This is a genomic window from Streptomyces sp. ALI-76-A, from assembly GCF_030287445.1.
Taxonomy (GTDB): domain Bacteria; phylum Actinomycetota; class Actinomycetes; order Streptomycetales; family Streptomycetaceae; genus Streptomyces.
Genome location: NZ_JASVWB010000002.1, coordinates 2,027,609 through 2,052,729, shown reverse-complemented (window position 1 = coordinate 2,052,729; position 25,121 = coordinate 2,027,609). Strand labels below are relative to the sequence as shown.

Here is a 25,121-nt window from a genome sequence, read left to right as displayed (position 1 = left end):
ACTCGTCCCCCGAGGTCAGACACCCGCCGCTGCCAACGACAACTGAGACGGTCAGGAGAGGGACCATGGCCTACACGGCACCGCGGACACTGCTCCGCACGCAGGGACGCACCACGCGCTCCCGCCGTACCGGCCGCCGCCACCCCCTGGTGGCGACGATCATGGCCCTTCCTCTGGCGGCGCTGCTCCTCCTCGTCTTCGACGGCTGGGAGACAGTGGCGACACAGGCGTCGTCCGTGGGCGTGATGCTGGGGCGCTGAGCGGCGACCCCAGGCCCGGAAGAGCGGTCCGGGCGGGGACATCCACCCATGAAACCCCGTGGGGACGGGGGTGCGGCGGACGGCAAAAAATGCCGGCGCAGCTGGGGAGCTGCGCCGGCATTGCTGTGCCGTGGGGCGGGTGTGATGCCTGCGGCGGCCTGTGGGGGTGGGTGGGGGGTGCGCGTAGCGCGTTCGGTTGGGTGTGGGGGGCGGGGACGGGTCGGGGGTGTCCGTCCTCGGAACGTCGCGGAATGGGGTGTTCGCCGAGGTGCCCTGCGTTGACGCGACAACCGCTGCGGGCGGACACCCCCGACCCGTCCCCTTCTCGCCGTACGCGGGTGCGGCCCCTTGGTGGTGCTGGTTCAGGACCTCCTTGACCTCCTTGACCCCCTTGACGCGTCCGCTTCTCGCCGTACGCGGGTGCGGCCCCCTGGTGGTGCTGGTTCAGGGTCCTCCTGATGCGTCCGCTCCCGACAGGTGTGGGTGCGGTGGTGCGTGGGCTCGCTGAGTACGGGGTCCCCCTGTAGCGCCGGTCGAGGCGATCTCAGACCGTCCGGGGTCTGCGGGGGCCGCGTCTTGGTGCCGGTCCGGGGGAATTCAGCCCGTCCGGCGTTTGAGGACGAGGCCCCTTCAGGGCCGATGCGGGGGTCTGGGGGCGGCAGCCCCCAGAAGAGGCCGGCTTCCTGTGACGAGCGAGACGGGTGGTCGGGTGGGCGAGAATGCGGGGGTCCGGGGGCCGAGTCCCCAGTGACGGCCGACCAGCACCCCGCCCGCTCCAGGAGCCCCGTGACCACCACCCCCCTCCTCACCGAGCTCACGATCCGAACCCGGGTCAGGGCCCACTCGGCAACGACGGCCTGCCCCTGCGGAGCAGCAGGGGGAGCGACGGACCAGGCAACCACCACCCTCGCCGACCGCCCCGACGCCACCGTCGTCCGTCACGCCCACACCGTCGCCAAGGCCCACGCCCCGGACACGACCGGCACCGACCTGACCGTCAGGCTCGCCGCCGCCGCCCACCTGCCCCGCGTGCTCCTTCCCCCGCTCAGCCCGACGCCCGCCGACCTGCACGGCAGACTTGTCACCTTCTGGCCGTACGGCACCCCCGTGGACCCGGAGGATCCGGACGCGGCCCCCTGGGAGGACGCCGCCACCCTCCTCGCCCACCTCCACCGCAGCCCTGCCCCGACCGCGCTGCCGCCCATGCGCGGCCCGGCGAAGGCAGCCCTCGCCGTCGCCCGCCTCCGTGCCGCCGGGCCGCATCCCGCCGCGCCTCCCGTCCTGCGCGCCTGGTCCGCCCTCCCCGCCTGGGCCCGCGCCGAGGCCCCCATGCCGGACGCCACGAGCCTCTGCCACGGCGATCTCCATCTCGGGCAGCTCGTCCGCCACCCGGCCCCGGACGGTCCGTGGCTGCTCATCGACGTGGACGATCTCGGCCTCGGCGTCCCGGCCTGGGACCTCGCCCGCCCGGCCGCCTGGTACGCGTGCGGTCTGCTCCCGCCCGGCGACTGGGCCCGTTTCCTGGCCGCCTACCGCACGGCGGGCGGCCCCGCCGTCCCCGCGGACGGCGACCCCTGGCCTGCCCTGGACGTCCCCGCCCGCGCGCTCACCGTGCAGACCGCCGCCCGCTCGATCGCCAAGGCGGTCGCGGCGGACCGTCCGCTGGACGAGGTGGAGCAGGCGCTCGTCGACGCCTGTGACCGCATGGGTTGAGCCCCGCCGCAGTGGGAGCGGGGCTTCGCGAAGTAGGGTGCAACCGACCGAAGCCGGACGGAGTCTGTCCTGGCGAAGCACCAAGCAGGACCTACCGGCGAGGAGTTGAACCGACCATGCAGTGTCCGAAGTGCCATGCTCCGATGCACACGTACAACCGCAACGGCGTCCAGATCGAGCAGTGCAGTGGCTGCCGCGGCATCTTTCTCGACTACGGCGAGCTGGAGTCGCTGACCCGGCTGGAGTCCCAGTGGGCCCAGCCCGCGGTCCCGCCGCCCCCGGCCGCGCCGCAGTACCCGGCCTCGCCCGGCGCTCACGCCCCGGCCTGGGGCGCCCCGCAGGGCGGTCACTACGGCCACCAGGGTCACCAGGGCCACCACCGGAACAAGGGCTTCGGCCGCATGCTGTTCTCCAGCTGACCGGTGCACGAAGAAGCCCCCGGCCGCAGGGCCGGGGGCTTCGGTATGTGGACGATACTGGGATTGAACCAGTGACCTCTTCCGTGTCAGGGAAGCGCTCTCCCGCTGAGCTAATCGTCCTCGGGAACCATGATCTCTCCGTGTCGGTGAACGGACCGGATCGTGGGCACTGCGTGCGCGATACTGGGATTGAACCAGTGACCTCTTCCGTGTCAGGGAAGCGCTCTCCCGCTGAGCTAATCGCGCGGGTCGAAGCCTCACGGCTCCGGAGGCCCGAAGGCCTCGGTGGACGATACTGGGATTGAACCAGTGACCTCTTCCGTGTCAGGGAAGCGCTCTCCCGCTGAGCTAATCGTCCTTGGAGGTGGAGACGGGATTTGAACCCGTGTAGACGGCTTTGCAGGCCGTTGCCTCGCCTCTCGGCCACTCCACCAGGAGTGTAGGGGACCGGGATCCCCTGCTTCCTACGAGCGGACGACGAGGTTCGAACTCGCGACCTCAACCTTGGCAAGGTTGCGCTCTACCAACTGAGCTACGTCCGCCTGTCGTTTCGGTTCGCTTGCGCGGCCCGGCGACGTGTTGAACTCTAGCGGATTCCGGAGCCAGTACAAAAACGCGTTTGCGCAGCGTGCTGCGCTGCCCCTGCTCACGGAGGTGCGCGGGGTTCGCCGCGGGACACGGCCAGGTCACGCGCAGGACACCCGCCATAGACTCGACCGCGTGCTCGACCTGCCTCCTCTCGCCCGCTTCGGTGACCGTATCGCCTCCGGGCTCCTCGATGTCACCGACGATCCCGCCGCCCTCGACTCCCGCGGTTTCTGGGCGGTGTGCGCCGACTTCGAGGGCGGTGTGACGTGCGCCCGGTTCCGGGACGTACGGGAGGAGCCGGTGCCCGCCCCCGTGCCGGGGCGGTGGCGGGGTCCGGCGGCCGGCGACTGGACGTCGTCGCTCGACCGTGCCGCGTACACGGCCGGCGTGCGGTCGATCCGGGAGCGGATCGCGACCGGTGAGGTCTACCAGGCGAACCTGTGCCGGGTCCTGTCCGCGCCGGTCGGGGCGGAGGCGGATGTGGACGCGCTGACGGCGCTGTTGGCGCGCGGCAACCCGGCACCGTATGCCGGAACGATTCGCCTTCCCGGTCACGGGGTGGAGATCGCCACCGCCTCCCCGGAGCTGTTCCTGCGTCGGGACGGCAGGGTCGTCGAGTCGGGGCCGATCAAGGGCACCGGGCGCACCGAGGCGGACCTCCTGGAGAAGGACTACGCCGAGAACGTGATGATCGTGGACCTGGTCCGCAACGACCTGGGCCGGGTCTGCGTCACCGGAAGCGTCAGCGTGCCGGATCTGTGTGCCGTGGAGAAGCACCCGGGGCTGGTCCACCTCGTGTCGACCGTCCGCGGGGAGCTGCGTGCGGACGCCGGGTGGCCCCAGCTGCTGGCCGCGGCGTTCCCGCCCGGATCGGTCACCGGGGCGCCCAAGTCGAGCGCGCTGCGGATCATCGAGGCACTGGAGACGGCACCGAGAGGTCCGTACTGCGGTGGCATCGGGTGGGTGGACGCCGACCGGGGCAGCGGCGAGCTGGCGGTGGGCATCCGTACCTTCTGGCTCGACCGGCCGGCCGGCCGTCTGCGCTTCGGTACCGGTGCCGGGATCACCTGGGGCTCCGACCCCGAGGCGGAGTGGCGGGAGACCGAGCTCAAGGCGTCCCGGCTGCTCGCGGTAGCGTCGGGGGAGTACGAGGTGAGTGGGGAGGGGCCGACGGCCGGCCCGGGGGACGACTCCGGGGTGCCCGGCCGATGACAGGGCCCGCCCCGGACGTGTGAGGTGGAGACCGGTGAAACTTTGGCTCGACGGCGGACTGCGGGACCTGGAGTCCGCTCGTGTCTCCGCCCTGGACCACGGGCTGACCGTGGGCGACGGCGTCTTCGAGACGGTGAAGGCGGTCGGCGGGAAGCCGTTCGCGCTCACCCGCCACCTCGACCGGCTGACCCGCTCCGCGCGCGGCCTCGGCCTGCCGGACCCGGACCTCGACGAGGTCCGCCGGGCCTGCGCCGCGGTCCTGGAGGCCAACCCGATGCCGCTCGGCCGGCTGCGCGTCACCTACACCGGCGGCCACGGCCCCCTCGGCTCCGACCGGGGCGAGCACGGCCCGACCCTCCTGGTCGCCCTCGGCGAGTCCGCCCGGCGCCCCGACACGACGGCCGTGATCACCGTCCCGTGGACCCGCAACGAACGCGGCGCGCTCACCGGCCTGAAGACGACGTCGTACGCGGAGAACGTCGTCGCCCTGGCCCGGGCCCGCCGGCAGGGCGGCTCGGAGGCGCTGTTCGGGAACACGGTGGGGCGGCTGTGCGAGGGCACCGGGTCGAACGTCTTCGTCGTCCTCGACGGTGAGCTGCACACTCCGCCGCTCTCCTCGGGCTGCCTGGCGGGCATCACCCGTGCCCTGACCATCGAGTGGACCGGCGCCAGGGAGACCGACCTGCCGCTGGACGTGCTGGAACGGGCCGACGAGATCTTCCTGACCTCCACGCTGCGGGACGTCCAGGCCGTCCACCGGGTCGACGACCGCGCGCTGCCGGGTGCGCCGGGCCCGGTGACCGCCAAGGCCATGCGGATCTTCGACGAGCGGTCCGGGGACGACCAGGATCCGTGACGAGCCGTCCGAAGATCCGCCGGAGCCCGGGAAAACGGGCTGACTCGGGTCTCCGGGGCGGGTAGAACTCCCCTGATGACCACGACTCTGCGGCCGACCGAGCCGCTTCAGCGCGCGGCCGACGGAACGCGTTCGCGCCGCTACCAGGTGTGTGTGAACAGCCGTCCCGTCGGCGCGATCCACCTCGACACGTCCCCCGTCTTCGGAGATCAGGTGGCCCGGATCCTGGACCTGCGTATCGAGGCGCCGGACCGTCGGCGCGGCCGGGGGACGGTGGCCGCGCTCGCCGCGGAGGAGGTGGCGCGCGGCTGGGGCTGCCGGCGGATCGAGGTGGCGATACCCGCCGAGGCCGAGGCGGCGCTCAGAGCGGCCACCGCCCTCGGGTACGTCGTCCGCAACCGTCTGATGGGCAAGGCACTGGGCAGCGTCCCGCCGGAACTGCCCGCCGGGAGCCGCGGCCGGCCCTTGACGGAGGCGGAGTTCGACGGCTGGCTGGAGCACGAGAAGGCGGGCTACGCGCAGGACTGGATCGCGCGGGGCGTGCCCGAGGCCGAGGCGTGGGCCAAGGCCGAGCGGGACCACGCCACGCTGCTCCCGGACGGCCCGGCCACCGTCGGCATGTCGTTGAGCGTCCTGGAGCACGAAGGGACCCGGGTCGGCACGCTGTGGGTGGGCGCCCGCGACGGACAGGGCTTCGTCTACGACGTCGAGGCGGACGCGGAGCACCGGGGCCGGGGGCACGGCCGGACGCTGATGCTGCTGGCCGAGGCGCAGGCCGTCGCGGCCGGGTGGACGGGCATCCGGCTGAACGTCTTCGCGGGCAACACCCCGGCCGAGCGGCTCTACGCGTCGCTCGGCTACGAGACGCTCACCCACCACCTGTACAAGGAGCTGCTCTGAGGCTCACGCGCCCTCGGCGAGCAGCCGGTCCACGATCTCCTCGACGCGCTCCCGCAGCCCTTCCTGGCTGCTGCCGCCGTCGAGGCGCTCGCCGCCGATGACATAAGTGGGGGTGCCGGTCACGCCGATCGCCTTGCCCTCGGCCTGGTCGGCGTCCACGATCAGGATGTGCCGGCCGTCGATCAGCGCGGTGTCGAACTCCTCGGCGTCCAGGCCCAGTTCGCGGGCGACCTCGATGAGGAAGGCGTCGCCCGCGCGGTCCAGCTCCTCGACCCGGCCGAGCACCGCCTCGACGTACGGCCATCCCTGCCCCTGTTCCGCGGCCTCCTCGGCGGCCTGGGCGGCGGCGAACGCGTGCTTGTGCTTCTCCAGCGGGAAGTGCCGCAGGCGCAGTTCCAGCCGGTCGCCGTAGCGGGCGCGCAGGGCCCGGAGGTCGTCCAGGGCGCCACGGCAGTCGGGGCACTGGAGTTCGCACCAGACGTCGAGAACGGCGGCGGGACGGGCGGGGGAGGAGTCGCTCATGCGCCCAGTCTCCCAGCCCGGCCGGGCCCGGCCCAATCGGCCCTCGGCCGGTTCCGGGGCAGTCCTCGGGGCCGCGCCGGGACCGGCACCTGCGGAGGAGCCGACCCGGAGATGTCCCTGATGTCGGGCCGGACCATGGCCCGGCGGGGTCCGGCGGGTGCAGGATGGAAGGGACGAAGCGCCCCGTGCGCGACCGAGCCCTGCCTGGAGGACCGGATGATTGCCGAGACCGTCTGTTCCGCCGTCTCCGCGGCCGGCCTGGGCATCGCGGCGATCACCGCGTACCGCAAGCGGTTCCTCGCGGCCACCCGCGTCGCCGCGTACGCGCTCGTCCCCATCGGCCTGGTGATGACCGGTGTCGTGGAGTGGCTGGCGGACACCGCGTTCAGTCCGGCGGCCTGGGCGGGCTTCGGCGTGCTCGGCGTCTCCTGGCTGCTGTTCGCGACCACCCGGGCCGTGGAGCGCCGCCGGGGCGGTACCCGGAAGGAACGCAGGGCGGCCGCCAAGGCGGCGTCGCGCGAGGCGGTGGCCCCGGCGGCGTCGGCGCCCTCCCTGGGGCAGGGCGCCCGTCCGGCGGCCCAGCCCGCGGCCCGGCCGCGCAAGGAGTCCGCCGCGGACGACTTCAGCGACATCGAGGCCATCCTGAAGAAGCACGGCATCTGACCTCGGTGTGCGGCGGACCATGACCGCGGAGGGCGGACCGAAACGGCACAGAGGGATCCAGGCGCGTCCGTAAGTGATCAGGACTGGAAGCGGACATCACGGAATATGGCGAACTCCCGCGCATTACGGGCGTGTTGATCGCGGCGGGGGTCCCGACTGCGTCATCATCGCCGCGAGATGCTGGACACGACACAGAGCGAGGCCGCGCCACCTCAGGACGAGCCGCGCGGATGCCTCTTCGCCCTTTCCCAGCCACCGCTGATGATCTTCCTTGCGGTGATCGGGTGTCTGCTGCTCATGGCTGCGCTGCACGATCTGCTGCTGCTCTGAGCCGTACCCGCGGTCTCCGGCGCCACCCGCCGGGGGCCGCGTCGACATCGCTGGGCCGTCCCGGCCGGTGTGCCGTCCCGGTGTCAGCCCGCCGCCTCCTTGCGTCGCGCCCGGTACGCGGCCACATGCAGCCGGTTCCCGCAGGTGCGGCTGTCGCAGTACCGCCGTGAGCGGTTGCGGGACAGGTCCACGAAGGCGCGCCGGCAGTCGGGCGCCTCGCAGCGGCGCAGCCGCTCCTGCTCGCCGGCGACCACGAAGAACGCCAGCGCCATGCCGCCGTCGGCGGCCAGGTGGTCGGCGACGGAGGCTCCGGGCGCGAAGTAGTGCACATGCCAGTCGTAGCCGTCGTGGTCCGTGAGCCGAGGGGTGGTGCCCGCGCCGGCGACCAGCTCGTTGATCAGTCCGGCGGCGGTCCGGGCGTCCGCCGCGGCGAAGACCGCGGCGAACCGTCCGCGGATCCTGCGCACCGCCGAGAGGTCGAACTCCGAGAGCACGCCGACATCGCTGATCTCGTGCTTCTCCACGAACTCCGCCAGGGCGGCGACGTCCCGCAGTCCGTCCGGCGTCGTGTCGTCCTCCGGCGCGGTGTTCACCAGGTCGACCACGGTGTCGAGGGCGCACCGGATGTCGTGGGTGATCAGCACGTTTCGCTCCCTGGCCTGGGGGTCGGGCGCACGCCCGCCGATGCAGGCCGATGTTAACGGCTCGTACGGAGAGTGAGTATCCGCCCGGCCCCGGCCCCGGCCCCGCCCCCGGGGGAGCGGGATCCGGGGGCCGGGCGACACGCGCACCGGCGCCGCCCCGCGAGGATCCGCGGCGACGGCGCCGGTGCCTTCCGTATGCGGTTGTCCTGGCCCGAGCCGTCTCCCCGAGTGGACGGCGCCGGGCGGCTCTGTGCAGCCTCGCCCCTAGCTTTCCGCCAGGATGTGCGAGAGCTCCTGATCGAGATCGAAGTGCCGGTGTTCCGTGCCGGGTGGCACGGCGGCGTCAGTGCGCTTCAGGAAGGATTCCAGGGCCCGCGCCGGGGCCTCGAGCAGGGCTTCCCCCTCCGGAGAGCTCAGGGCGATGCAGACGACGCCCTGACCGTGACTGCGCGACGGCCAGACACGGACGTCGCCGGTTCCGGTGGGCCGGTGGAGGCCCTCCGCGAGGAGATCGCGGGCGAACACCCACTCGACGGTTTCCTCGGCTCCGGTGTGGAAGGTGGCGTGCACGGCGTAGGGGTCGGCCGTGTCGTACCGCAGGCCTGCGGGGACAGGCAGGGAGGACTCGCTCGACACAACGAGGCGCAGGTGCAGCTCGCAGCTGACCGTGGTGTTCATAAGCGCCAGGGCCTTTCGCTCAGTGTGCGCTCGGGGATTCGCACGTCGGCGAAATCGACATGCCACCTACGGTGCCGTTGTAAACCCCTCTGAGTGTTTTGCGTGCCTTTACGTAACTCTTCCGGCCGAGTGCGTGTTCGCACGGTACGCCCATTTCGGTGACCGGTTTCGGTCCGGTAGGGTTTGGCCGTATGAATACGGGGAGTGACGAGCCGGGCGAGGTTGCCGTGGCGGCGGACGAGACGCAGACCGACGGGGTGCGGAGCGAGCGGGGGCTCGGCTCGAAGGCGCCCGAATTCATCAAGGCCCGCCGGGTGCTGCACCTGAGCTGGCAGGTGTTGATCTTCATCATCGGGCTCGCGGTCGTGGTCCTGGGCATCATCATGCTGCCGCTGCCCGGACCGGGCTGGGTGGTGATCTTCGGCGGCATGGCGATCTGGGCGACCGAGTTCGTCTGGGCCCAATTGGTGCTGCGCTGGACCAAGCGCAAGGTCACCGAGGCGGCCCAGCGTGCCCTGGATCCCAGGGTGCGGCGCCGCAACATCATCCTGACCTCGGTCGGCCTGGTGATCGTGGCCGTGATCGGCGGGGTGTACCTGTGGAAGTTCGGCCTGGTGATGCCCTGGAAGATCGAGGACCAGTAGGCCGCGACGGGCGTGCGGGTGACCGGCGGCCGCCCGTCACCCGCGCCCCCTGACATGCGGTAATGTACTTCCTGCGTCCGGGCGATTAGCTCAGTGGGAGAGCGCTTCGTTCACACCGAAGAGGTCACTGGTTCGAACCCAGTATCGCCCACCCCGGTACGACGGCCCGTCTGCGAACAAGCAGACGGGCCGTCGTCGTCTCCGGGTCCGCGGGGCGGGTCCGGAGACGGGGCGAATTCCGGCCGACCGCTGCCCGGGATCCGCGGCCGGTTCCCGTTCGGCCCGTCGGTCGCGGGCGCCTCACCTGCGCCATCGCTCCCTTCCCGGTGGGCGCCGGGTCCGACGGCCCGTCAACTCGCCTGCCCGGTCCCGGAGAAATTCCTGTCCGAATCATTGACGCACCCCGGGGCCCCTCGTAGCTTGTGCCAGCAAGCGCTTACTTGAAACGATTCATGCAGACGGCAATGACGCTGCGGGGAGGGGGCCCACATGGGAACCAGCAGGAATGTTGAGAGGCGTACGATCCTGAGGGTGGCCGGGGCCTCGGCGGCCGCGGTCGGCCTGGGCGCGACGGCCGCTTGCGGCGGGGACAGCGGATCCGGAGACGGAACGGTCACACTCCGTTACGCGTGGTGGGGTGGCGAACCGCGCACCATCGCCATCAAGAAGACGATCGCGCTCTTCGAGAAGAAGTACCCGAAGATCAAGATCAAGCCTGAATTCACCGACTACGAGGCGTTCTGGGAGAAGTTCCAGACCCAGGCCTCCGGCGGGAATCCGCCGGATGTTTTCCAGAATGCGGTCGGCTTCCTGCGCAAGTACGACAAGCGCGGTGTTCTCCTGGATCTCAAGACGCAGGCGGACGCCGGGAATCTGAGCCTGGAGGGCTTCCGCAACGGCGTTCTGGCCAACGGTCAGGTCGACGGCAAGCAGATCGGCATACCCGTCGGCGCCAACACCATGGCGCTCGTCATCGACCTCAAGGCCTTCAAGAAGGCGGGCGTCGAGGCGAAGTTCGGCTGGACCTGGGACGAGTACTTCGACGCGCTGCAGACCATCCAGGACAAGGTGAAGATCGCCGGTGACACCGGCTACTTCAGCATCATGTACCTCTACGACCTGTACCTGCGTCAGAACGGCAAGGCCTTCTTCACGGACAGCGATCTCGGCTTCACCGAGGACGACCTGACCCAGTGGTGGGAGGACGGCTACAAGCGCGTGCGGTCCGGGCTGGTCGCCGATCCGAAGAAGGTCGAGCAGGTCAAGCCCAAGTCCGCGCTCTCGGCGGGCCTCGCGGCGTCCGAGTTCACCTGGGACAACTTCTCCATCCGCTACGAGGGCGAGGGCGAGTCGGACTACGGGCTCGCGCCCATCCCCACCACGGACGGCAAGGACACGGGCCAGTACCTCGGTTCGCTGATGCTGAGCGCCTTCTCCGGGACCAAGCACCCCAAGGAAGTCGCCCAGTTCATCGACTTCATGGTGCACGACCCCGAGGCCGGCAAGATCATGGGCTACGACCGCGGCATCCTCGCCACCACCGAGCAGTACGACGCGTTCACCCCCACCGACCCCAACAACAAGGGTGTCAAGGCGTACGAGGAGGAGGTCGCCAAGGCCGGCGTCCTCGGCAAGATCACCCCGCACCCGTCCGGCGCCGACGTCATCGAGGCCGCGTTCCTGCGCATCGGCGGCGAGGTCGCCCAGGGCAAGACCAAGCCGGCCGATGCCGCCAAGGCGCTGTTCAGCGAGGCCAAGGCCGCCTTCGCGGGCTGAGGGGACGTACCACCATGACGCTCGTCAAGGAAGCGCCCGTGCGCCCGGCGGGGAAGCGGCCCGCCGCTCCCGCCGCCGGGCGGCGCGGGCGACGCCGCGAGAACCTCGCCGGCTATCTCTTCATGTCGCCGTGGATCGCGGGGTTCCTGCTGCTCACGGCGGGGCCGATGATCGCGTCCCTGTACTACGCGTTCACCAGCTACAACCTGTTCACGCCACCCCGGTGGGTGGGCCTGGACAACTTCACGACGATGTTCCAGGACCCGCGCTGGCAGAAGTCGGTCGAGGTCACGCTGAAGTACGTCGTCGTGGCCACACCGCTGAAACTGCTGCTCGCGCTCGGCGTCGCGCTGCTGCTCGCGCAGAAGCGGCGCGGCCAGGGCCTGTACCGGGCCGCGTTCTACATGCCCTCGCTCATCGGTGCCAGCGTCTCCGTCGGCTTCGTGTGGCGGGCGCTGTTCTCGGACGACGCCGTCGTGGACCGTACGCAGAAGATCTTCGGGTTCGACGTGGGCGGCTGGATCGGCAACCCGGACTACGTCCTCTACTCCCTGGTGGCGCTGAGCATCTGGCAGTTCGGCGCGCCGATGGTCATCTTCCTGGCGGGCCTCAAGCAGGTCCCGCAGGAGCTGTACGAGGCCGCCGAGGTGGACGGGGCCGGTCCGCTGCGGCGGTTCTGGAACATCACGCTGCCGATGATCTCCCCGGTGCTGTTCTTCAACGTGCTGCTGGAGTCCATCCACGCGTTCCAGGTGTTCGGCTCCGCCTACGTCGTCTCCGACACCCGGTGCGGGCCCGCCGACGCCACGCTCGTCTACACCTGCTACCTGTACCAGAAGGGCTTCAAGGAGGCCCAGATGGGCTTCGCCTCCGCGATGGCCTGGACGCTGGTGATCGCGGTGGCGCTCGTCACGGCGGTCCTGTTCTGGTCGCAGAAGAAGTGGGTGCACTACGAGGAGGCCGCCAAGTGACCAGTGCCACCAGCCCCGCCCTGCACACCGCCAACGAGCGGCGGCGCGTCGGATCGATCGCCTGGCACGTGGGCGCGCTCGCCGTCCTCGCGGTCGTCCTGTATCCCGTGATCTGGGTGCTCGGTGCCTCGTTCAAGCCGAGCAAGGACATCATCGCCAGCCTCGACCTGCTGCCCACCAAGCCGGTCTGGGCGAACTTCTCCGGGCTCGCCGACGGCATCTCCGGCATCTCCATCAGCAGTTTCTTCTGGAACTCGCTGATGTACGCGGTCCTCGCGGTGGCCGGTGTCGTGCTGTCCAGCTCGCTGACCGCGTACGCCTTCGCCAAGATCCGGTTCGCCGGGCGGAACCTGCTCTTCACGCTGATGATCGGCACGCTGCTGCTGCCGTACCACGTGCTGCTCATCCCGCAGTACGTGCTCTTCCGCAACCTCGAGCTCACCGACACCCTGGTGCCGCTCGTCGCGGGCAAGTTCCTGGCCACGGAAGCGTTCTTCGTGTTCCTGATGGTGCAGTTCATGCGCGGGCTCCCCAGGGAGCTGGACGAGGCCGCCAAGCTGGACGGCTGCGGGCATCTGCGCACCTACTGGTCGATCGTGCTGCCGCTGAGCCGGCCCGCGCTCATCACCAGCGCGATCTTCACCTTCATCAACGCCTGGAACGACTTCATGGGGCCGTTGATCTACCTCAACACCCCCGAGAAGTACACCGTCTCGCTCGGCCTGATGATGTTCCGCGACCAGGAGGGCATCTCCAACTACGGGAGCATGATCGCGATGTCGCTGGTGGCACTGGTACCGGTCATCGCCTTCTTCATGACCTTCCAGCGCTACCTCATCGACGGTATGGCGACCTCCGGACTCAAGGGCTGAGGCGGTCACCATGGCGCAAGCACGCGTGAAAGCCCGCGCACCGCGCACGAGGGCCGTCTTCGGCGAGCGCTTCGCGGTCTTCGCCGAGTGTCTGCTCACCGGTGTGTGGATCGCCGTGGCCTGTCTCGGGGTCGTCACCTACCCTGCCGCCTTCGCCGCCGGCGCCCGGCATCTGCGGCGGCGTACCGCCCACGGGGGCGGCGGCTGGCGGGAGTTCGTCGCGGACTTCCGTACGGCCGTGCGCGGCGGGTGGGTGGTCGGGCTCGCCGGCTGGGCGGTGGCCGCCGCGGTCTGGGTGGATGTCCTGGCCGCGCGCGCCGGGCTTCCCGGTGGGCCGTTCGTGGGGGCCGTCGGCGTCTTCGCGCTGATCGGTCTCGCCGTGGCCCTGCTGCGGGCGGCCGCCGTCTGGACACCGGGCGCGGTCTGGCGGGTGCTGCTCGCGCAGGCCGGCCGCCGTACCGTGCTCGATCCCGCCGGGTCCTTCCTGGTCGTCTGCGGGCTGGCCGTCGTGGCCCTGTCCGCCCTGTTCGCCGCTCCGCTGGCGGTCCCCGTCCTGGGTGCCGTCGCGGCGGCGGCCGTCGCCGTGGAGGAGCGCCACCGGCACCGCTGACGGCGGTGCCCCCGTACCAGGTCGGCGCCCCGGGCGTCGCACCTCTCCCTGTCATGCCCCTGACCACCCCGCGCATCCCGCACGGAAAGGAAAGGCTGAAGCTCTCATGTCTCCCATTCCCCGCAGGTCCCTCCTCAAGGCAGCCGCCGTCGCCGGAGCCGCCGCACAGTTCAGCTGGGCGCTCGGAGCCAAGGACGCGCAGGCCGCGCCGAGAGCCGCGGACGCCGACGACGGCTCCGTGACCCTGGACTGGCTGGAGGACGGCGGCCTCGGCGCCGCCCCCGGCTCCACGGTCGGCGTGCCCTGGCCCAAGGGCGTCCACCGGACGGACCAGAAGTTCGCGGTGACGGACGCGGACGGCAAGGCCGTGCCCGTGCAGTCGTGGCCGATCGCCTACTGGCCGGACGGCTCTCTCAAGTGGACCGCCCACGCCGTGAGTTCGGGCTCCGGCAAGCTCACCCTGACCACCGGTGAGGCCGCCGCCCCGGCCAAGAAGGTCACCGTCGGCAGGAGCGGCGGCACGATCACCGTCTCCACCGGGGTCATCACCGCGAAGATCGGCACGTCCGGCGCCACGCTGATCAAGTCGGTCACCCGCGGCTCCACGGAGATCGCCAGGAACGGCCGGCTCGTCCTGATCCGCCAGCCCGAGATCGAGGACGAGGACCAGGGCTCGGTGAAGACCGAGCGCTTCGAGGGGGCCATCGCGGAGGTCGAGGTCGAGCAGGACGGCCCGGTCCGCGCGGTCGTCCGCATCGACGGCAAGCACCGCAAGGGCAGCCGCAGCTGGCTGCCCTTCTCCATCCGGCTGTACTTCTACGCGGGCGCCGACTCCTTCCGCATGGTGCACACCATCACGTTCGACGGGAAGCAGGAGCCCGGCAAGGCGAGCGGCGACTTCATCCGCGGCCTCGGCGTCCGCTTCACCGTGCCGATGCGCGACCAGTCCTACGACCGCCACATCCGCATCGGCGGCGACGGCACCGGTCTGCTGCGCGAGGCCGTCAAGGGCATCACGGGACTGCGCCGCGACCCGGGCGCGGCCGTCCAGACGGCCCAGTACGAGGGCAGGAAGCTGCCCGACCCGGCCACCTGGGACCAGCGGGTCACCACCCGCCTTCAGTACATCCCCGAGTGGGGCGACTACACCCTCTCCCAGCTCTCCGCCGACGGTTTCACCCTGCGCAAGCGCACCAAGAAGGGCCACGGCTGGATCGGTGCCGGCGGCGGCAAGCGGGCCTCCGGCTTCGGCTACGTCGGCGGCGCGAGCGGCGGACTCTCCTTCGGCCTGCGCGACTTCTGGGAGAAGTTCCCCGCCCAGCTCGACATCCGCGACGCCCAGACCGACGAGGCCGAGGTGACCCTCTGGCTCTGGTCGCCCGAGGCGCAACCCATGGACCTGCGCTTCTACCACGACGGCATGGGCCAGGACACCTTCGCCGAACAGCTCGAAGGCCTCAACATCACCTACGAGGACTACGAGCCCGGGTTCGGCACCCCCTACGGCATCGCCCGCACCTCCGAACTCCTCTTCTGGGCCAACGAGTCGACGCCGAGCGCCGACCAGCTCGCCGAACAGGTCGAGGCCGTACGGGTGCTGCCGCAGCTCGCCGCACCGCCCAAGCAGCTCATCAAGGCCGGGGTCTTCGGCCCGGGGCTCTACTCCGAGCCGGACCGCTCCACGCCCGCCAAGGCGAAGATCGAGGACCACCTCGACTTCCTCTTCACCTACTACAAGGACCAGGTGGAGCAACGCCGTTGGTACGGCTTCTGGGACTACGGCGACATCATGCACACCTACGACACCGTCCGGCACCAGTGGCGGTACGACGTCGGCGGCTACGCCTGGGACAACTCGGAGCTGTCGCCGGACCTGTGGCTCTGGTTCGCCTACCTGCGGTCCGGGCGCGCGGACATCTTCCGGTTCGCCGAGGCGATGACCCGGCACACCGGTGAGGTCGACGTGTACCACCTGGGGCAGTGGGCGGGGCTGGGCACCCGGCACGGCGTGCAGCACTACGCCGACAGCGCCAAGCAGCAGCGCATCGCCAACACCACCTACCGGCGCTACTACTACTTCCTCACCGCCGACGAGCGGGTCGGCGACCTCATGCACGCCAACGTCGACTCCGACGAGACCTTCCTCGTCCTCGACCCGATCCGCAAGATCCGCACCGAGCCGTACACACCCGACCGGCACGCCCTGTCGATCGGCTTCGGCACGGACTGGAGCGGGCTGGTGTCGGCCTGGCTGACGGAGTGGGAGCGCAAGGGCCCCAAGTGGGAGAAGGCCAAGGCGCGCGTGCTGTCGACGATGGAGACGATCGCCGCCCAGCCCAACGGCTTCGTGCAGGGCACGGCCCTGTACGACCTCGACACGGGCAGGTTCGCCGTCGCCGACAAGCCGGTGGTGGGCGTCTCGCACCTGTCCGCCGTCTTCGGCCTCAACGAGCTGTGCGCCGAACTCATCGACCTCGTCGACATGCCGAAGTTCAACGAGGCCTACTTCGACTACTGCCGCTACTTCAACGCCACCAAGGCGGAACAGGCCGCGCGTTACGGCTCCAACTTCGGCAGCCTGCTGCTGTTCCAGGGCCACTCGCGTCTCGACGCGTACGCGGCCGTGCAGACCGGCGACGAGAAGCTCGCCAAGCGGGCGTGGGACAAGTTCTACAACTCCGACGGCTACAAGGAGTCGGCCCCCTGGAGGACGGAGAAGCTGAGCGGCCCGGCCGCGCTGGTGCCGGGCAGCGAGGCCACCTGGGTGTCCACGAACGACACCTCGCTGTACGGCCTCGCCGCCATCGAGAACCTGGCGCTGCTGGGCGACAAGATGCCCTAGCCGGGGGCTAGTCCATCCTCCCCAGGACCTCCCGCACCCGCCGGACGTCACGGATGCGCTGCTCGTACGTCGCCCCGAGCGCGAGCAGCAGCAGTCCGGCGAGGGCGGGGGGCACCCAGCGGGGGAGCAGGCCGGTCACCTGCACGAGATACGGGGCGAGCTCGTGCAGCGCGACCAGGACGAGCACCGAGCCGCCGAGCACCAGCGGCGCTCGGAGGTGGTGCCGGGCGCCCAGCAGGGTGACCAGCAGGGCCGCCGCCCCGAGCAGCAGGGGACGCGTCACGTCCGCGTCGCTCCAGGCCGCCGCGAGGCTGGGCACGAGAGTGGCCGCGAGTCCGGGACCGTACGCCGTCCAGGAGGACGCCCGCGGATCGCGGCGCCGGCGCAGGACGCCGACGAGCAGCGCCGGGACGGTCACGGGGAGCGTGTACGCCTCGGGCGTGACGACGTCCCAGGAGCCCAGGCGGACCCAGGTCGCCAGCACGAAGAGGGCGGTGGCCGCGTAGCCGAGCGGGCGGCGGTCCGTGCGGAGCGCAGTACCGGCGGTGAGCACCGCGCACAGGGCCAGGACCAGGGCCAGCAGCGGCGGGTCGGTGAGGGCGAGGGTCACCGCGAGCAGGCCGGCGGTGGCGCCCGCCGCCTCGACCGGCACCGTCGCCGTCGACTCGCCGAGCCACGCCGCGAGCAGCGCCGCGACCGCGGCCACCGCGAGGACGAGCAGGGCGGTGTGCGCGGGGGGCCAGTTCGCGGCGGCACCGGTCGCGCAGGCGAGCGCGGCGGCGTACCCGAGGGCGGCCGGGGCCGTGACCGGGGCGAGGCGTGGCTGCCGGGAGGCGGTCGCGAAGAGCGCCGTCAGGGCGGCGAGCACGGTCAGGGTCGCGGTCTGCGTGCCGAGGGAGAGGAAGGCGAGGCCGAGCGAGGTGACCAGCGAAAGGACGAGAGCCGTGAGGTGCGCGGACCGGGCTTCGGGCATCGCCCGCAGGACGTACGCCGCCACCGCGAGGGCACCGGCGGTCGTGGCTCCCGCCACCGACAGGCCGACGACGTAGGGGAGTTCGAGGATCGGCGCGAGGGTGAGCACCGCGGCCCAGGCCAGGCCGAGCGCGCCGGTCAGGGCCCGCGGACGCCAGGCCGTGTCGCGGACGGCCGTGATGAGGACGGCCGCGACGGCCGCCAGGATCAGGGGAGCCGTCGCCGCGTACGGCGGCCAGGGGGTGCCGGCCGTCACCGCGGCCCGCGCGTCCGACGGCGCGCCGCTCCACGCCCGGGCCACCTGGCCGACCGGTCCCAGCAGCGTGACCACGACGACGGGCAGCGTCCACAGCACGGCGAGTGCCTGCACGGCACCGGAGGCCCCGGCCAGGCCGCGCCGCACCGCGTCCGGCAGCCGTTCGGACCGCACCGCCGCCAGCAGGGCGATACCGCAGGCCAGGTGCGCCGGGACCGTCCACACCGCCGGCAGCGCGGGGCGCGCCGCACCGGCGACCGTGCCGACCGCGAACAGTCCCGAGGCGACGGCGAGACCGACGGCCCGCCGCTCGCCCGGGCTCCGCCCGGCGGCGCCGAGCGCGAGGACGGTCGCGAGCAGGAGAAGCGCCGCCGCCTTCACGGCGGCGCCGGGACCGGTGGCCGTCCAGGACAGCCAGCCGGCGGCCAGGACGCCCCAGCCGCCCAGGCCGTACGCGCCGACGGCTGCGACGACCCGCACGGACCGGGTGACCGGGCGGAGCGCCATCGCCGCGTCGAGCCCGGCCGTCACCAGCAGCGCCGTCGTGATCCCGAACGGCACGGCGTCGACGGCCAGGGCCGAGAGCAGCAGCGGGAGTTGGGCGGCCGCCAGGGCGGCGGGGAGGGGCAGGCGCAGGGCGGCCGTGGCCGGCAGCAGTCCGTACGCGGTCCACCCTCCGGCGAGCACGGCCGCCGCGAGGGCCGCGTACCCCGTGCCGTCGGTCCCCGCGAGCGCGGCCTCGTGCAGGGCGTAGGCGTCGAGCACCGTCAGCGCGAGCGCGAGGCCCGCCACCGACTCGGCCGTCGAACGCAGCCCCCGCCTCAGCAGCACCGCCGGCCCGGCGAGCGCGGCCAGCGTGACCGCGCCCAGCACCACGGCCCGTCCGGCGATCCCCAGATCACCCCAGCTGACCAGTGTGAACACCATCGCCGCCACGGTGAGCAGGACACCGCCGAGCAGGAGGAGAAGGTTCTGCACACTGGGCGCGGAGGTCTCCGGTCGGGGCCCGGCCACGGGTGCCGACGCCGACTGCGGCCGCGGTGCCTGCGGTGCTTGCAGGGTGGCGATCAGCCAGGCGCGACGGGCCAGCAACTGGGACCGGCGGGCGTCCAGATGCCACAGCTCGGCGTCGAGGAGCCGCAACTCCTCGGGCGGGGACGGAATGTGCGTCATACCGGCGAGTGTGGTCCGCGTCACGCCGTACCGCATGAGTGCGGGTACTCAGCGGCGTACTCAGACGTGTGCTCCCGGTGCGCGGGGCAGACTCCGCACATGGACTGGACCCATTACCGCTTCCGCAGCCTGTGGTCCCTGCCCGCCCCGCCCTCCGCCGTGTACCCCGCGCTGGAACGGGTCGAGGACTATCCGCGCTGGTGGCGCCAGGTGCGTGAGGTGCACCGGATCGACGGCGCGACCGGCGTCGTCCGCGTCCGCTCCCTCCTTCCGTACGACCTGACCTTCACCGCCCGTGAGGTGCGGCGCGATCCTGCGGCGGGGGTGCTGGAGGTCGCCCTGTCAGGTGACATCGACGGCTGGGCACGCTGGACGGTCACCCCGGACGGGGAGGGCAGCACGGCCCGCTACGAGCAGGTCGTCGACGTCGGCAAGCCGCTGCTGAGGCGGTTCGCCGTCCCGGGACGGCCCGTCTTCCGCGCCAACCACTGGCTGATGATGCGGTCGGGTCGGCGCGGTCTCGTCGGCCACCTGGCAACGGTTTGAAGGAAAGCCGCCGAGACCTGTATTGTTCAGTGCGTTCCCGGGCGATTAGCTCAGTGGGAGAGCGCTTCGTTCACACCGAAGAGGTCACTGGTTCGAACCCAGTATCGCCCACCGGGAAAGAGCCGGTCCGCACCACGCGGACCGGCTCTTCCGTGTCCGGGCAGATGCCTCGGGCGGCCGGTGGCGCCGCGCTACGCGGCCGCCGCGGGCAGGTCCGGACGCAGGGGCCACGCCGGGTCCACCGCCTCCTCCGTGCCACTGCGCGCGAACCACGCCTGTAGGCCGCGCGCCTGCGCCGCGTGCCACACCGCCTGGAGGGTGTGCAGTTCGGCCGGGCTCAGCCGCTCCAGCCGCTCCGCGAACCGGCGCCCCACCGCCCGGACCACCTCCAGTGCGGCGAGCGCGTCGGCGCCCGCGTCGTGCGCGCCCTCCAGCGGGACGTCGTAGTGCGCGCACAGGTCGGCCAGGGTGCGGCGGCCCTTGCGGTAGCGGTCCAGGTGCTTGTCCAGGACCCGGGGGTCGAGCACCAGCAGGGGTGACGCCTCGAACCAGCGGTCCAGGGACGAGGCACGGTGCCGGCGCAACTCCCGGTCCAGCAGCGTCAGATCGAACGGCGCGTTCATCACGACCAACGGCCGCCCCACCACCGCCTGTTCGGCCAGCGCCTCCGCTATCTCGTAGATCACCGGAGCCGGCCAGCGGCCGTTGTGCCGCAGATGCTCCTCCGTCAGTCCGTGCACCTCCGTCGCCCCGGCGGGTACCGGCACCCCGGGGTTCACCAGCCACCGGATCATCCGCGGCCGGGTGCCCGGAGCGTCCTGGACGACGACGGCGGCCGACACGATCCGGTCGGTCTCGACGTCGACACCCGTGGTCTCCGTGTCGAAAGCGGCCAGGGGCCCTTCGTACCAGCAAGCCATATCTTCACAACCCCTTTTTCACCCGCGGCAGGTGACGCCCCGTCGTCTGCCCCGTTTGGTGATACCCGGGCTGTTTGCGCCGTACGCCGGAAGGACACAACAGGAATACGGGTCCTTGCAGTTCAGCGGCCCGCAATGGAACGTACTCGGCCCCGGTGCGGGCTACTCACTTGTCCGGGAAGGCTGTTGGTCATGGCGATAGCGCAGCCCGAGCGGGGCGGGCTGCTGCCCGAACGCGCGGGCCCCCATCGCGGCACACTCGCCACCACCGCGTGCATGGAGACACTGCAGGTGGGTTACTTGCACGCGGTCGCGGCGGCCGCGGGATGCTCGCTGTCCCAGCCCTTTCCGGACAACGGCATCGACTGGCACGTCAGTCACAGCGCGCCCGGGCACACCGTCGACGACGAGGTGACCATCAAGGTGCAGCTCAAGTGCACGTACCAGATACCGCCGAACCCCCCTGGCCGCTCCTTCTCCTTTACGCTCGACAACGACCATCTGCGCAAGCTGGCCCGCACCCCGGTCTCGGTGCACAAGATCCTGGTCGTGATGCTCGTCCCGCGGTCGCGGGACCAGTGGCTGCGGGCCGGCCACGACCGGCTCGACCTCAGGCACTGCTGCTACTGGGTCAACCTCGCCGGGCGCCCGGTCACCGGCCGGAACCGCACCACCGTGCGGGTACCGACCTCGCGCATCTTCGACGACCGGGCGCTCTGCGAGATCATGACGCGGGTCGGCACGGGAGGCAGACCATGACGCATCGCCCGGGCGAGCTCCCCCGGACCGCGCGACCGCATCCCGTCGACCACCCCGTCACGACCTGGACCCGTCCCCCCGACCCCGCCGCGGTGGACCCCGCCGTGCTCGGCGCCCTGCTGCGCCGGCACGGCTGGCAGCGGCGCGGGGGAGCGGCCGGACGCTACGGCCGCTGGACCCCGCCCGGCCCCGGCGGCGGCCTGAGCCTGCTGGTGCCCGAGAGCCGGGCCTTCCCCGACAGCGACGACCTGCTCGGCGAGGCCCTCCTCGCGCTGTCCCGCAGCGGCGCGCCCTGCGCGCGCGAGGTGCTGGTCTCCCTCGCCGTGCCCAGCGACGAGATCCGCTGGTGGCGCGACGTCCCGACCGGTCCGGCCGGCGCCGCCTCCTGGACCGTGGAGGAGCAACTGCGCACGGCCGCCCGGCAGACGCTGCTCGCCGGAGCGCTCGCCACGCGCGCGCGTGCCGGTTACTACGGCGCCCGCTACCGCCGCACCGCCGCCGCGTCCCTGGCGAACGTGCTGGTCGGCTCCGCGGCCGAGGGACGCCGGCTCACCGCGTTCGTGCCCGTCGACTCCGGCCGCCCGCTCGCCGTGCGCCTGCACCAGGCCCTGTACGCCGCCCGCGAGGCCATCGACTACCAGCGCGCCACCGGCGGCATGGACGCCTTCGACGGCGCCGTCGAGGCGGGCGTCAGCCGCGAGTTCACCGAGGCGCTGATCGCCCTCGTACGCGGCACGGAGGGGGCCCGCGTCGCCGTGGAGTGGGCACCGGCGGCCGGTGTCCCCGAGGGGTGCGCGGCCCGCGCCGAGGCCGTCGAGTTCTCGCCGGGCGACCTGCCCGTGCTGCGCGCGGCCGGCGCCCGCTATCTGCGCGAGGAGCCCTCCGTCCCGGTGCGTCTCACCGGGACGGTGGTCCGGCTGCGCCGGTCGGGGCCGCGCGGGGAGGGGACGGTACGGCTGCGCGTGATCGCGGGCGCCGAGGTCCCGCACATCCGGCTGACACTGGACGAGGAGGCGTACCGGATCGCCGGGCACGCGCACCTCGTCGGGCTGCCGGTGCGGGTGCTCGGGCGGCTGGAGAGCCGGGGCGGGTTCCGGCGGCTGACGGACGCCTCCGGGGTCGAACCGGTCCAGGTGGACGAGGCGGAGCGGGACCGGCTGATGAAGTCGCTGCAGGAGACCGCCGAGATCACGGCCTTCTTCGAGGAGGCCTGCGGAGGGGACTGATTTCGCGGTGGGCGGGCCCGGGTCGGTACGATCGCCTCTTGCGCGCGCTCTCGGTACGGCGCCCGCATCCGCCTTCAGTCAGGAGAGACCGGTGTCAGACGTCCGTGTGATCATCCAACGCGATTCCGAGCGGGAAGAGCGCGTGGTGACGACGGGCACCACGGCCGCCGAGCTCTTCGCCGGCGAGCGCTCGATCATCGCCGCGCGTGTGGGCGGCGAGCTCCGGGACCTGTCCTACGTCCTGTCCGAGGGCGAGGAGGTCGAGGGCGTCGAGATCTCCTCCGAGGACGGCCTCAACATCCTGCGCCACTCCACCGCGCACGTGATGGCGCAGGCCGTGCAGGAACTCTTCCCCGAGGCCAAGCTGGGCATCGGCCCGCCGGTCAAGGACGGCTTCTACTACGACTTCGACGTCGAGAAGCCGTTCACGCCCGAGGATCTCAAGGCCGTCGAGAAGAAGATGCAGGAGATCCAGAAGCGCGGCCAGCGCTTCTCGCGCCGGGTCGTCACCGACGAGGCCGCCCGCGAGGAGCTGGCCGACGAGCCGTACAAGCTGGAACTCATCGGCATCAAGGGCGCGGCCTCCGCCGACGACGGCGCGGACGTCGAGGTCGGCGCCGGCGAGCTGACGATCTACGACAACCTGGACGCCAAGACCGGCGACCTGTGCTGGAAGGACCTCTGCCGCGGTCCCCACCTGCCCAGCACCCGGAACATCCCGGCGTTCAAGCTGATGCGCAACGCGGCCGCCTACTGGCGCGGCAGCGAGAAGAACCCGATGCTCCAGCGCATCTACGGCACCGCCTGGCCGACCAAGGACGAGCTGAAGGCGCACCTCGACTTCCTCGCCGAGGCCGAGAAGCGCGACCACCGCAAGCTGGGCTCCGAGCTGGACCTGTTCTCCATCCCGGAGCAGATCGGCTCCGGCCTCGCGGTCTTCCACCCCAAGGGCGGCGTCGTCCGCCGCGTCATGGAGGACTACTCGCGCCGCCGCCACGAGGAGGAGGGCTACGAGTTCGTCTACACCCCGCACGCGACGAAGGGGAAGCTCTTCGAGACCTCGGGCCACCTGGACTGGTACGCCGACGGCATGTACCCGCCCATGCAGCTCGACGAGGGCGTGGACTACTACCTCAAGCCCATGAACTGCCCGATGCACAACCTGATCTTCGACGCGCGCGGCCGGTCCTACCGTGAACTGCCGTTGCGCCTCTTCGAGTTCGGGACCGTGTACCGGTACGAGAAGTCGGGCGTCGTGCACGGCCTGACCCGCGCCCGCGGCTTCACCCAGGACGACGCGCACATCTACTGCACGCGCGAGCAGATGGCCGAGGAGCTCGACAAGACGCTCACCTTCGTCCTCGGTCTGCTGCGGGACTACGGCCTGACCGACTTCTACCTGGAGCTGTCCACCAAGGACCCGGAGAAGTTCGTCGGCTCCGACGACGCCTGGGAAGAGGCCACGGAGACGCTGCGCCAGGTCGCCGAGAAGCAGGGCCTGCCGCTGGTCCCGGACCCGGGCGGTGCCGCCTTCTACGGTCCGAAGATCTCCGTCCAGACCAAGGACGCCATCGGCCGCACCTGGCAGATGTCGACGATCCAGCTGGACTTCAACCTGCCGGAGCGGTTCGAGCTGGAGTACACCTCGCCCGACGGCTCCAAGCAGCGTCCGGTCATGATCCACCGCGCGCTGTTCGGCTCCATCGAGCGGTTCTTCGCGGTGCTGCTGGAGCACTACGCGGGCGCGTTCCCGGCGTGGCTGGCGCCGGTGCAGGCGGTCGGCATCCCGATCGGCGACGGGCACGTCGAGTACCTGGAGAAGTTCGCCGCAGCGGCGAAGAAGAAGGGCCTGCGGGTCGAGGTCGACTCCTCCTCGGACCGGATGCAGAAGAAGATCCGCAACGCCCAGAAGCAGAAGGTGCCCTTCATGGTCATCGCGGGCGACGAGGACATGTCGAACGGTTCGGTGTCCTTCCGTTACCGCGACGGCTCGCAGGAGAACGGCATCCCGTTCGACGAGGCCATCGCGAAGATCGCGCAGGTCGTGGAGGAGCGGGCGCAGGTCTGATCCGGTGCCCGTCAGGCCCCCGGCGAGGTCAGCTCGCCGGGGGCCCTCCGTCGTCCTCCCGCGCGAACACCTGGAGCAGCCAGGAGGCGAAGGTCCCGGTCACCGCGCCCAGCAGGGCCAGTCCGATGGCCATCACCCCGACCGCGATCAGGCGTCCGACCGGGGTGACAGGGGCGACGTCGCCGTAGCCGACGGTCGAGAGGGTCGCGCAGGTCCACCACACGGCGTCCCCGAAGGTCCGCACGGTCGCGTCCGGTGCCGCGTGCTCCTGCTGGTAGACGCCGAGGGCGCCCGTGAAGCCGAGGAGGACGGTGGCCAGGCCGGCGTAGACCATCACGCGCGCGTGCAGCGCGAAACGGGGCCGGCCGTGCCGCCGCCGCACGGCCTCGTACACCTTGACGACCCGCAGTGGCCGCAGCAGCGGGAGGATCAGCACCACGGTGTCCAGCCAGTGCGTCCGGACGAAGCGCAGCCGCTGCCCGCTCAGCCGCCAGCGCACCGCGTAGTCGACGGCGAACAGCGCCCAGGCGGCCAGGATCAGCCCGAGACAGAGGGCACGCAGTCCGTCGGGCGGATCACCGGTCAGCACGCGGATCGCGTACGCCGCGAGGAACACCAGCGACGCCACGGCGAGCGGGCCTTCCGTACGGCGTTCCCAGCGGGTCCTGCGACTGTCCTCGTCCACCGCGTCGTCCACCTGC

General features: G+C 71.6%; 24 protein-coding genes and 7 tRNA genes. 20 read left to right on the top strand and 11 right to left on the bottom strand.

What is annotated here, in order from left to right; translation table 11 throughout:
• The first annotated feature begins 65 nt into the window (after positions 1–65).
• The 3 genes from QQS16_RS10195 (at position 66) to QQS16_RS10185 (ending at position 2,392) form a co-directional block, all read left to right on the top strand.
• Entirely contained in the window at positions 66–260 is a 195-nt protein-coding gene (locus QQS16_RS10195; RefSeq protein WP_286061301.1) for a hypothetical protein, read from the top strand.
• Positions 261–1,046: 786 nt separating this feature from the next.
• A complete protein-coding gene (locus QQS16_RS10190) occupies positions 1,047–1,973 on the top strand; it encodes an aminoglycoside phosphotransferase family protein (protein ID WP_286061300.1) in 927 nt (308 codons plus the stop codon).
• A gap of 116 nt (positions 1,974–2,089) precedes the next feature.
• On the top strand, positions 2,090–2,392 hold the full coding sequence (locus QQS16_RS10185; RefSeq protein WP_286061299.1) for a TFIIB-type zinc ribbon-containing protein: 303 nt from the start codon (positions 2,090–2,092) through the stop codon (positions 2,390–2,392).
• 48 nt (positions 2,393–2,440) lie between these two features.
• On the opposite strand, the gene QQS16_RS10180 is transcribed toward QQS16_RS10185, so the two are convergent.
• From QQS16_RS10180 to QQS16_RS10160, 5 genes are all read right to left on the bottom strand, one after another.
• Positions 2,441–2,512: transfer RNA gene (locus QQS16_RS10180), tRNA-Val, on the bottom strand.
• A 54-nt stretch (positions 2,513–2,566) separates the two neighbouring features.
• Positions 2,567–2,638 (bottom strand) — tRNA-Val (locus QQS16_RS10175).
• A 40-nt stretch (positions 2,639–2,678) separates the two neighbouring features.
• Positions 2,679–2,750, bottom strand: a tRNA-Val gene (locus QQS16_RS10170).
• 1 nt (position 2,751) lies between these two features.
• A tRNA-Cys gene (locus tag QQS16_RS10165) sits at positions 2,752–2,825 on the bottom strand.
• A gap of 36 nt (positions 2,826–2,861) precedes the next feature.
• Positions 2,862–2,934: transfer RNA gene (locus QQS16_RS10160), tRNA-Gly, on the bottom strand.
• A gap of 178 nt (positions 2,935–3,112) precedes the next feature.
• Here QQS16_RS10160 and QQS16_RS10155 point away from each other — a divergent pair.
• From QQS16_RS10155 to QQS16_RS10145, 3 genes are all read left to right on the top strand, one after another.
• A complete protein-coding gene (locus QQS16_RS10155) occupies positions 3,113–4,192 on the top strand; it encodes a chorismate-binding protein (protein ID WP_286061298.1) in 1,080 nt (359 codons plus the stop codon).
• A gap of 34 nt (positions 4,193–4,226) precedes the next feature.
• Positions 4,227–5,048, top strand: a complete 822-nt coding sequence (locus tag QQS16_RS10150) for an aminotransferase class IV (protein WP_286061297.1) — start codon at positions 4,227–4,229, stop codon at positions 5,046–5,048.
• A gap of 75 nt (positions 5,049–5,123) precedes the next feature.
• On the top strand, positions 5,124–5,948 hold the full coding sequence (locus QQS16_RS10145) for a GNAT family N-acetyltransferase (protein WP_286061296.1): 825 nt from the start codon (positions 5,124–5,126) through the stop codon (positions 5,946–5,948).
• Positions 5,949–5,951: 3 nt separating this feature from the next.
• Here QQS16_RS10145 and QQS16_RS10140 read toward each other — a convergent pair whose 3' ends face one another.
• Positions 5,952–6,470: a DsbA family protein gene (locus tag QQS16_RS10140; protein WP_286061295.1), complete on the bottom strand. Its 519-nt coding sequence runs from the start codon at positions 6,468–6,470 to the stop codon at positions 5,952–5,954.
• A 216-nt stretch (positions 6,471–6,686) separates the two neighbouring features.
• Here QQS16_RS10140 and QQS16_RS10135 point away from each other — a divergent pair, with 216 nt between their 5' ends.
• Together QQS16_RS10135 and QQS16_RS10130 are read left to right on the top strand one after the other, a co-directional pair.
• Positions 6,687–7,133 (top strand): hypothetical protein, encoded by a 447-nt coding sequence (locus tag QQS16_RS10135; RefSeq protein WP_286061294.1) that lies wholly within the window; start codon positions 6,687–6,689, stop codon positions 7,131–7,133.
• Positions 7,134–7,310: 177 nt separating this feature from the next.
• Positions 7,311–7,463 carry a hypothetical protein gene (locus QQS16_RS10130; RefSeq protein ID WP_004002639.1) on the top strand — a complete coding sequence of 51 codons (153 nt, stop codon included), beginning with the start codon at positions 7,311–7,313 and terminating at the stop codon, positions 7,461–7,463.
• A gap of 83 nt (positions 7,464–7,546) precedes the next feature.
• Here the strand turns inward: QQS16_RS10130 and QQS16_RS10125 are convergent, their stop codons facing one another.
• Complete coding sequence (locus tag QQS16_RS10125) at positions 7,547–8,107, bottom strand: CGNR zinc finger domain-containing protein (protein ID WP_286061293.1); 561 nt, start codon at positions 8,105–8,107, stop codon at positions 7,547–7,549.
• Positions 8,108–8,371: 264 nt separating this feature from the next.
• Positions 8,372–8,785 carry an SsgA family sporulation/cell division regulator gene (locus tag QQS16_RS10120; RefSeq protein WP_004002642.1) on the bottom strand — a complete coding sequence of 138 codons (414 nt, stop codon included), beginning with the start codon at positions 8,783–8,785 and terminating at the stop codon, positions 8,372–8,374.
• Between the two features lie 191 nt (positions 8,786–8,976).
• Between QQS16_RS10120 and QQS16_RS10115 the strand changes: the two genes are divergently transcribed.
• The 7 genes from QQS16_RS10115 to QQS16_RS10085 all read left to right on the top strand — a co-directional run bounded on the left by QQS16_RS10115 (position 8,977) and on the right by QQS16_RS10085 (position 16,500).
• Positions 8,977–9,429 carry a TIGR02611 family protein gene (locus QQS16_RS10115; protein WP_286061292.1) on the top strand — a complete coding sequence of 151 codons (453 nt, stop codon included), beginning with the start codon at positions 8,977–8,979 and terminating at the stop codon, positions 9,427–9,429.
• A 79-nt stretch (positions 9,430–9,508) separates the two neighbouring features.
• Positions 9,509–9,580: transfer RNA gene (locus tag QQS16_RS10110), tRNA-Val, on the top strand.
• A gap of 338 nt (positions 9,581–9,918) precedes the next feature.
• Positions 9,919–11,205: an extracellular solute-binding protein gene (locus tag QQS16_RS10105; protein ID WP_286061291.1), complete on the top strand. Its 1,287-nt coding sequence runs from the start codon at positions 9,919–9,921 to the stop codon at positions 11,203–11,205.
• 14 nt (positions 11,206–11,219) lie between these two features.
• Positions 11,220–12,176 (top strand): carbohydrate ABC transporter permease, encoded by a 957-nt coding sequence (locus QQS16_RS10100; RefSeq protein ID WP_286061290.1) that lies wholly within the window; start codon positions 11,220–11,222, stop codon positions 12,174–12,176.
• Positions 12,173–13,048 carry a carbohydrate ABC transporter permease gene (locus QQS16_RS10095; protein ID WP_286061289.1) on the top strand — a complete coding sequence of 292 codons (876 nt, stop codon included), beginning with the start codon at positions 12,173–12,175 and terminating at the stop codon, positions 13,046–13,048. The genes QQS16_RS10100 and QQS16_RS10095 overlap by 4 nt, the downstream gene beginning before the upstream one ends.
• 10 nt (positions 13,049–13,058) lie before the next feature.
• Positions 13,059–13,658, top strand: coding sequence for a hypothetical protein (locus QQS16_RS10090; RefSeq protein WP_286061288.1), 600 nt, complete (start codon positions 13,059–13,061; stop codon positions 13,656–13,658).
• A gap of 106 nt (positions 13,659–13,764) precedes the next feature.
• Positions 13,765–16,500 carry an exo-rhamnogalacturonan lyase family protein gene (locus tag QQS16_RS10085; protein ID WP_286061287.1) on the top strand — a complete coding sequence of 912 codons (2,736 nt, stop codon included), beginning with the start codon at positions 13,765–13,767 and terminating at the stop codon, positions 16,498–16,500.
• Positions 16,501–16,507: 7 nt separating this feature from the next.
• Here QQS16_RS10085 and QQS16_RS10080 read toward each other — a convergent pair whose 3' ends face one another.
• Complete coding sequence (locus QQS16_RS10080; protein ID WP_286061286.1) at positions 16,508–18,901, bottom strand: SCO7613 C-terminal domain-containing membrane protein; 2,394 nt, start codon at positions 18,899–18,901, stop codon at positions 16,508–16,510.
• A gap of 99 nt (positions 18,902–19,000) precedes the next feature.
• Here QQS16_RS10080 and QQS16_RS10075 point away from each other — a divergent pair, with 99 nt between their 5' ends.
• Positions 19,001–19,447, top strand: coding sequence for an SRPBCC family protein (locus tag QQS16_RS10075; RefSeq protein WP_286061285.1), 447 nt, complete (start codon positions 19,001–19,003; stop codon positions 19,445–19,447).
• Positions 19,448–19,486: 39 nt separating this feature from the next.
• Positions 19,487–19,558: transfer RNA gene (locus QQS16_RS10070), tRNA-Val, on the top strand.
• An 80-nt stretch (positions 19,559–19,638) separates the two neighbouring features.
• Here the strand turns inward: QQS16_RS10070 and QQS16_RS10065 are convergent.
• Entirely contained in the window at positions 19,639–20,367 is a 729-nt protein-coding gene (locus tag QQS16_RS10065; RefSeq protein WP_286061284.1) for a 3'-5' exonuclease, read from the bottom strand.
• A gap of 192 nt (positions 20,368–20,559) precedes the next feature.
• Here QQS16_RS10065 and QQS16_RS10060 point away from each other — a divergent pair, with 192 nt between their 5' ends.
• The 3 genes from QQS16_RS10060 (at position 20,560) to thrS (ending at position 24,420) form a co-directional block, all read left to right on the top strand.
• Entirely contained in the window at positions 20,560–21,126 is a 567-nt protein-coding gene (locus QQS16_RS10060) for a DUF4365 domain-containing protein (protein WP_286061283.1), read from the top strand.
• Complete coding sequence (locus QQS16_RS10055; RefSeq protein ID WP_286061282.1) at positions 21,123–22,352, top strand: hypothetical protein; 1,230 nt, start codon at positions 21,123–21,125, stop codon at positions 22,350–22,352. The genes QQS16_RS10060 and QQS16_RS10055 overlap by 4 nt, the downstream gene beginning before the upstream one ends.
• A 91-nt stretch (positions 22,353–22,443) precedes the next feature.
• Entirely contained in the window at positions 22,444–24,420 is a 1,977-nt protein-coding gene (thrS, locus tag QQS16_RS10050) for a threonine--tRNA ligase (RefSeq protein WP_286061281.1), read from the top strand.
• A 28-nt stretch (positions 24,421–24,448) separates the two neighbouring features.
• On the opposite strand, the gene QQS16_RS10045 is transcribed toward thrS, so the two are convergent.
• Positions 24,449–25,105: a potassium channel family protein gene (locus QQS16_RS10045; protein WP_286066276.1), complete on the bottom strand. Its 657-nt coding sequence runs from the start codon at positions 25,103–25,105 to the stop codon at positions 24,449–24,451.
• Positions 25,106–25,121 lie beyond the last annotated feature (16 nt).